This window comes from Terriglobales bacterium (genome assembly GCA_035624475.1).
Classification (GTDB): domain Bacteria; phylum Acidobacteriota; class Terriglobia; order Terriglobales; family Acidobacteriaceae; genus DASPRL01.
Genome location: DASPRL010000414.1, coordinates 1 through 5,151, shown reverse-complemented (window position 1 = coordinate 5,151; position 5,151 = coordinate 1). Strand labels below are relative to the sequence as shown.

The window sequence follows — 5,151 nt, the reverse complement described above, 5'->3', positions numbered from 1 at the left end:
CTCTATCCCAACGGCATCCCCATCGTGGAGGAGCGCGACCTGGAGAAGGTCATCCGGGAGCGCGGGGTGGAGGTCGCGGTCTTCTCCTACAGCGACATCTCCCACGTCAACCTGATGCACCTGGCTTCGCGGGCGGTGGCGGCGGGCGCGGACTTCTGGCTGCTGGGCGCCCAGCGCACCCAGCTGCAGGCGCACGTGCCCGTGATCTCGGTGTGCGCGGTGCGCACCGGATGCGGCAAGAGCCCGGTGTCGCGGCGGGTGGCGGGCGAGCTCAAGCGCCTGGGCTGGAAGCCGGTGGTGGTGCGCCATCCCATGCCCTACGGCGACCTGGCGGCGCAGGCGGTGCAGCGCTTCGCCACCCTGGCCGACCTGGAGCGCCAGCACTGCACCATCGAGGAGTGCGAGGAGTACGAGCCTCACCTGCAGCAGGGCACGGTGGTGTACGCCGGGGTGGACTACGAGCGCATCCTGCGGCAGGCGGAGCAGGAGGCCGACGTCATCCTGTGGGACGGCGGCAACAACGACACCCCCTTCTACCGTTCCGACCTGGAGCTGGTGGTGGCCGACCCGCACCGCGCCGGCCACGAGCTTCTCTACTATCCCGGCGAGGTCAATCTGCGGCGCGCCGACGTGGTCATCCTCAACAAGGTGGACACCTCGGCGGCCGACGCCATCGAAACCGTTCGCCAGAACGTGAAGCGGAACAACCCGCACGCCCAGGTGATGGAAGCCGCCTGCGAGGTCTCGGTCAACACCCCCAGCCTGATCACCGGCAAGCGCGTGCTGGTGGTGGAGGACGGCCCCACCCTCACCCACGGCGAGATGCCCTACGGAGCCGGCGTGGTGGCGGCCAACAAGCACGGCGCCGCCGAACTGATGGACCCGCGGCCCTATGCCGTGGGCTCCATCCGCGCCACCTTCGAGAAGTACCCGCACCTCACCAACCTGCTGCCGGCCATGGGTTATAGCGACGCCCAGCGGCACGAGCTGGAGCAGACCATCGCCCAAGTCCCCTGCGACGTAGTGGTGGTGGCCACGCCCGTCAATCTGGGGCGCCTGCTCAAGGTGGACAAGCCCATGGTGCGCGTGCACTACGAGATCCAGGAGTTGAGCCGGCCCACGCTGGCGGAGCTGCTGTCGGAGTTCACCGCCCGCTGCCGCCGCCCCAGCGCCGTGGCGGTGTGAGGTTAGGATGGAAACCAGGCCGAAAGACCTGCTGAGCCTGCGGGACTTCTCGCCGGCGCAGGTGCATCACCTGCTGGAGCTGGCGCGGCGGGTGAAGGCGCATCCCGCCTCCTGCGCGGCGACGCTAGCGGGCAAGACCCTGGCCCTGATCTTCGAGAAGCCCTCGCTGCGCACGCGCGTCACCTTCGACGTGGCCATCTACCAGTTGGGTGGCCACCCCCTCTACCTTTCCCCGGCGGAGATCAATCTGGGAAAGCGCGAGTCCGTCTACGACGTGGCCAAGAACCTGGAGCGCATGGTCCAGGGCATCATGATCCGCACCTTCGCCCACACGACCGTGGAGCAGATGGCGGAGCACGCCGGCATCCCGGTCATCAACGGCCTCACCGACTACAGCCATCCCTGCCAGGCCCTGGCTGACTTCCTGACCATGTGGGAAGCCAAGGGCAGGCTGGCCGGCCTGAAGCTGGCCTTCCTCGGCGACGGCAACAACGTAGCGCACTCCCTGATGTTCGCCGGAGCGCAAGTGGGAGCGCACGTGCGGGTGGCCACCCCGCCCGGCTATGAGCCCAAGGCCGACGCGGTGGCCTGGGCGCGGGCGCGCGCCGCGCAGACCGGAGGCTCCTGCACCCTCACTCACGATCCTGCGGGGGCGGCCGCGGACGCCGACGTCCTCTACACCGACGTCTGGACCAGCATGGGCCAGGAAGCGGAGGCGGAGAAGCGGTGGCCCATCTTCCGGCCTTACCAGGTCAACGCCCGGCTCTTCGGACTCGCCAAGCCGGACGCCATCTTCCTGCACTGCCTACCCGCCCATCGCGGCGAGGAGGTCACGGCGGAGGTCATCGACGGGCCGCGCTCGCTGGTCTTCCAGCAGGCCGAGAACCGGCTGCACGCGCAGAAAGCGGTGCTGCTGGAGCTCATGGCGGACCGGGCGGTGCTTCTGGAAGAGGTGGGGCCGGCAGCGGGACTGAAGAAGGCAGGATAGCCGTGAAGACGATGCTCCTCGCCGTCGGAGGGAACTCCCTCATCCGCGCCGGCGAGAAAGGGACGGTCGCCGAGCAGCGGGAGAACACGCGGCGCACCGCGGCCGCCATCCTGGACTTGATCCGCCAGGGCTACCGGCTGGTCATCACCCACGGCAACGGTCCCCAGGTGGGTGCGGCCCTGCTGCGCTCCGAGCGTGCCTCCGACCAGGTCCCGGGACACTCCCTCGACGTCTGCGACGCCGCGACCCAGGGAGAGATCGGGTACCTGCTGCAGCAGTCGCTGAACAACGAATTGGCGCACGCCGGCCTGCGGGTGCCGGTGGTGACGGTGCTCACCCAGGTGGTGGTCTCGCCCGACGATCCCGCCATGCGGCATCCCACCAAGCCCATCGGGCCCTTCTATTCGCGCGCCGACGCGGAAGAGCGCCGGCGCCTGCTGGGCTGGCAGATCGTGGAAGACGCCGCGCGCGGCTATCGCCGGGTGGTGCCGTCGCCTGAGCCGGTGGATGTGGTGGAGCTGGAGGTGATCCGCGACCTGGTCCACGACGGGGTGCTGGTGATTGCAGCGGGCGGCGGCGGCATCCCCGTCATGCGCGCGAACGGCGGCCTCCAAGGCGTGGAGGCAGTGATCGACAAGGACCGCGCTTCCGCCCTGCTGGCTTACGAACTGGGTGTCGACCTGTTCGCTATCTCCACCGACACCGACTTCGTCTACCTGGACTACAAGCGGCCCGAGCAGCGGTCCATCCGGCTCGCCACCGCCGGCGAGATGGAGGCCTACCTGGCCGAGGGCCACTTCCCTCCCGGCAACATGGGACCCAAGGTGGGGTCGGCGCTGCGCTTCCTGCGGCATGGTGGCAAGGAAGTGGTCATCACCTCGTACGAACACTTGGCCGAGGCCGTGGCGGGACGGGCCGGCACCCATATCGTCCCCGGGGAGCAGACTCTCAGCGCCGGCGTGGAGCGGGATCAAGCCGCCACGCCGGTGGGTGGAAGGTGATTCATGCGCACCGGCATCGCTTCCAATCTCGTCGCCGACCGCAGCACGGAGCCGGAAGCCAATGGCCGGCGGCTGCGCCACGTGGTCGAGTCGCAGCAATTCACGCTGCCTCTGCTGATGGAGTTGTTCGACCGCTCCCGCGGCATGGAGAAGGTCGTCGCCCGCGGCGGCTCGCTCGACTACCACAACAAGATCCTGGCCAGCCTCTTCTATCAGCCCTCCACGCGCACCCGCTTCTCCTTCGAGGCGGCCATGCACCGGCTGGGCGGGCGCGTGCTCTCCACCGAGCATGCCCGCACATTTTCGTCGGAGATCGAAGGCGAGCGGGTGGAGGACTCTATCCGCATCATCGGCAGCTACTCCGACGTGATCGTGATCCGCCACCACGAGGAAGGCGGAGCGCAGCGCGCCGCCCAGGTCTCGCCCGTGCCGGTGATCAACGCCGGCGACGGCGAGGGCGGCCAGCATCCCACCCAAGCCCTCCTCGACCTGTACACCATCTATCGCGAGCGCCCGCTGGACGGGCTGAGCGTGGCCTTCATCGGCGAACTGGACAAGGGGCGCACCGCACGCTCCCTCGCCTACCTGCTGGCCAAGTTCGAGCGGGTGAAGATCTTCTTCGTCAGCCCGCCGGAGCTGCAGATGAAGCCCGATATCCTGCAATACCTCGACCGCCACGGCGTGCGCTACGAGTTGGAATCGGAGATCGGCCGGGTGGTGGGCGAGGTGGACGTGATCTACCAGACCCGCATCCGGCCGGAGCGCGTGGCCGACGCGCCCATCCTCCGCCGCTACGCCATCGATTCCAGCGTGCTGCAGAAGATGAAGGCCAGCGCCATGATCCTGCACCCGTTGCCGCGCACCGTCGAGCTGGACAAGACGGTCGATGATGATCCCCGAGCACTTTATTTCCGACAGGCCACCAACGGGCTCTACGTGCGCATGGCGCTCTTGACCATGCTCTTGGACAAAGACTGAAGAAAGGTTCCGATCATGCCGCTCACCGAAGAACATCTCCACACCGCCGACTACATCCGGCTAGAAGACGAGTACGGTGCTCATAATTACCGCCCCCTCGACGTGGTCATCGAGCGCGGCGAGGGCGTGTGGGTGTACGACGTCGAGGGCAAGCGTTACCTGGACTGCCTGGCCTCCTACTCGGCGCTCAACCAGGGGCACTGCCATCCCCGCATCCTGAAGACCCTGGTGGAGCAGGCCAGCAAGCTCACGCTGACCTCGCGCGCCTTCCGCAACGACCAGTTGCCGCTGCTCTACCGCGAACTGCACGAGCTCACCGGCTTCGACAAGGCCCTGCCCATGAACTCGGGCGCGGAGGCGGTGGAGACCGCGGTCAAGACGGCGCGCCGCTGGGGCTACATGATGAAGGGCATCCCCGACAGCCAGGCCGAGATCATCGTGTGCGCCAATAATTTCCATGGCCGCACGGTCACTGTGGTCAGCTTCTCCACCGAGGAGCAGTACCGGCGCGGCTTCGGACCCTTCACCCCGGGCTTCAAGGTCATCCCCTTCGGGGACGCGCGCGCCCTGCGCGAGGCCATCACCCCGCACACCTGCGCCTTCCTGGTGGAACCCATCCAGGGCGAAGCCGGCGTGATCCTGCCACCCAAGGGATTCCTCAAGCAGGCGGCGGAGATCTGCCGCGCCAACCGCGTGCTGCTGGTGCTGGACGAGATCCAGTCCGGCCTGGGGCGCACGGGCAAGCTCTTCGCTTACCTGCACGAGGGCATCACTCCCGACGTGCTCATCGTGGGCAAGGCGCTGGGCGGGGGCTTCTACCCCATCTCCGCGGTCTTGGCCTCCAAGGAGATCCTCGGGGTCTTCCAGCCCGGCGACCACGGCTCCACCTTCGGCGGCAATCCCCTGGCCTGCGCCGTGGCCCGCACCGCGCTGCGCGTGCTGGTCGAGGAAAAGCTGGTGGAGCGCTCGGCCGAACTGGGCGAGTACTTCATGGAACGG

At 68.1% G+C, this 5,151-nt stretch carries 5 protein-coding genes; all 5 read left to right on the top strand.

Annotated features, from left to right (window positions below; all coding sequences use genetic code 11):
* Window positions 1–1,185: GTPase (locus tag VEG08_15890; GenBank protein ID HXZ29477.1), on the top strand; the 1,185-nt coding region annotated here is incomplete at its 5' end.
* A 7-nt stretch (window positions 1,186–1,192) separates the two neighbouring features.
* Window positions 1,193–2,173, top strand: a complete 981-nt coding sequence (gene argF / locus VEG08_15885; GenBank protein HXZ29476.1) for an ornithine carbamoyltransferase — start codon at window positions 1,193–1,195, stop codon at window positions 2,171–2,173.
* An 11-nt stretch (window positions 2,174–2,184) separates the two neighbouring features.
* Window positions 2,185–3,174 carry a carbamate kinase gene (arcC, locus tag VEG08_15880; GenBank protein ID HXZ29475.1) on the top strand — a complete coding sequence of 330 codons (990 nt, stop codon included), beginning with the start codon at window positions 2,185–2,187 and terminating at the stop codon, window positions 3,172–3,174.
* A 3-nt stretch (window positions 3,175–3,177) separates the two neighbouring features.
* A complete protein-coding gene (pyrB, locus tag VEG08_15875) occupies window positions 3,178–4,152 on the top strand; it encodes an aspartate carbamoyltransferase (GenBank protein ID HXZ29474.1) in 975 nt (324 codons plus the stop codon).
* 15 nt (window positions 4,153–4,167) lie between these two features.
* A partial coding sequence (gene rocD, locus VEG08_15870) for an ornithine--oxo-acid transaminase (GenBank protein ID HXZ29473.1) occupies window positions 4,168–5,151 on the top strand: 984 nt, incomplete at its 3' end.

What these genes read in the sequence shown, in the direction of transcription:
- argF (HXZ29476.1), top strand. Translation starts at nt 1,193, where the DNA reads ATGGAAACCAGGCCGAAAGACCTGCTGAGCCTGCGGGACTTCTCGCCG.
- arcC (HXZ29475.1), top strand. Translation starts at nt 2,185, where the DNA reads ATGCTCCTCGCCGTCGGAGGGAACTCCCTCATCCGCGCCGGCGAGAAA.
- pyrB (HXZ29474.1), top strand. Translation starts at nt 3,178, where the DNA reads ATGCGCACCGGCATCGCTTCCAATCTCGTCGCCGACCGCAGCACGGAG.